We start from the raw sequence: 1,496 nt of genomic DNA on the forward strand, positions 1-1,496 counted from the left end.
AGACCTCGAGTTCCTCGCCGAGGATCCCCCCGTCGCGGTTGATCTCCTCGATCGCGAGCTTCGTCGCCCGGTACTTCGCCGTTCCCGTCAGCGCGAACGTTCCGGATCGGTCCTCGAGGACGGCCGCCGTCGGATTCGAGGCGCCGTTCTGCATACCCAGGACGGCCCCCTCGCCGACGCAGCCGGCGGTGGCCGCCAGTGCACCGGCCGATCCGGCGGCGAGTACCGAACGGCGGGTGAGTGACCGTTCGGTCACGAACTCCCCTCCGAACCAGCACTCTCTCCAGTTATATGTGCTATTCTATCAACCAAAACACCGATATAGGGTGACGCTCGTCCAGACATTATCTCTGTTCATCGGACTCTATCACTGATATAAAAGCGTTTCCTGCCAACAGTACAACGTCTCCTCCGATGATCAATCGTCGGTAAGGGTGATATTATACTGAACGAGCGTAGTTTGTTGGAGGTACCCGTGTATATACGTCGAATCTCGGGCACGGGTACGCCCGTGCCCTGAATATCAACCAAACCGGTCGAGCAGCGGCGAGAGTCCTCGACACCCCGAAGCTCGGGATCGAACGCCGTCAACGTCCGAACGGTCGGTTCCGACGAGTTCCGAACGAACCGGCGGATAACGAGGACGCGCCGGACGGCGACCTGTACGCGTCGGTCTTCACGTTCGCGGAGTTCACCGACGGGGTCGCCGGCGACGGGACGACGGTCGAGAATGCCGTCCCCGACGGCGAACACGGCCACGGCTGAGAGTCGCCGTCGACGCTCGTTCCCGGAGATCGCCGAGTCCGACGCATTCATGATTGTCGAGTTTTACTTCGATATTCGGCAATATGGGGAACGAATGAGTTGATATATACTGTAATTCACCTCGAATATTTCATTACTGCAAATATTGTTGTAACAGCGTTCATTAGGCCATCGCCTTTCGAAGGGCGGCGTGATGAACGAACGCTCGAGCGTCGCGGTGATCGATCGATGAGCGGGATCGTCCCGGGCGAGTTGCTGCCGGCCGACGAGCCGGTTCGGATCAACGGAGGACGGGAGACGACGACAGTTACGGTCGAGAACACCGGAGATCGGCCGGTACAGGTCGGGTCGCACTTCCACTTCTTCGAGATCAACCCCGGGCTGCGCTTCGACCGGGAGCGGTCGTACGGCTACCGGCTGAACGTGCCGGCCGGAACGGCGGTCCGATTCGAGCCGGGCCAGAAACGCGAGGTCGAACTGGTGGCGATCGGCGGCGATCGGATCGTCCGCGGCATGAGCGGGCTGGTCGAGGGACCGCTGGACGACGAGGAGGTTCGGGAGCGAGCCACGGAGCGGGCTCGCGAACGGGGATTCCTCGGGATCGGTGCCGAGGAGTCGGCGGTTGGAGGGAACGAGCGATGACCCCGAAACTCTCCCGACGCGAGTATACCGACCTGTTCGGCGCAACCGAGGGCGATCGGGTCCGACTGGGCCTGTCTCTTATACACATC

2 protein-coding genes and 1 pseudogene are annotated in these 1,496 nt (G+C 61.5%); 1 reads left to right on the forward strand and 2 read right to left on the reverse strand.

Annotated elements, in window-relative coordinates; all coding sequences use genetic code 11:
* Positions 1–256: pseudogene (locus C492_RS17310) on the reverse strand (ABC transporter substrate-binding protein); the annotation flags it as partial.
* A 98-nt stretch (positions 257–354) separates the two neighbouring features.
* On the reverse strand, positions 355–816 hold the full coding sequence (locus tag C492_RS24300; RefSeq protein WP_160167007.1) for a hypothetical protein: 462 nt from the start codon (positions 814–816) through the stop codon (positions 355–357).
* Positions 817–993: 177 nt separating this feature from the next.
* Here C492_RS24300 and C492_RS17315 point away from each other — a divergent pair, with 177 nt between their 5' ends.
* The gene (locus C492_RS17315; RefSeq protein ID WP_008426011.1) at positions 994–1,407 is read left to right on the forward strand and encodes an urease subunit beta; all 414 of its coding nucleotides are present in this window, start codon (positions 994–996) and stop codon (positions 1,405–1,407) included.
* Positions 1,408–1,496: the final 89 nt, after the last annotated feature.

This window comes from Natronococcus jeotgali DSM 18795, assembly GCF_000337695.1.
GTDB classification, from domain to species: Archaea; Halobacteriota; Halobacteria; order Halobacteriales; family Natrialbaceae; genus Natronococcus; species Natronococcus jeotgali.

Excerpts from the sequence above, each read along its gene's own strand:
- C492_RS24300 (WP_160167007.1), bottom strand. The coding sequence starts at position 816 with ATGAATGCGTCGGACTCGGCGATCTCCGGGAACGAGCGTCGACGGCGA.
- C492_RS17315 (WP_008426011.1), top strand. The coding sequence starts at position 994 with ATGAGCGGGATCGTCCCGGGCGAGTTGCTGCCGGCCGACGAGCCGGTT.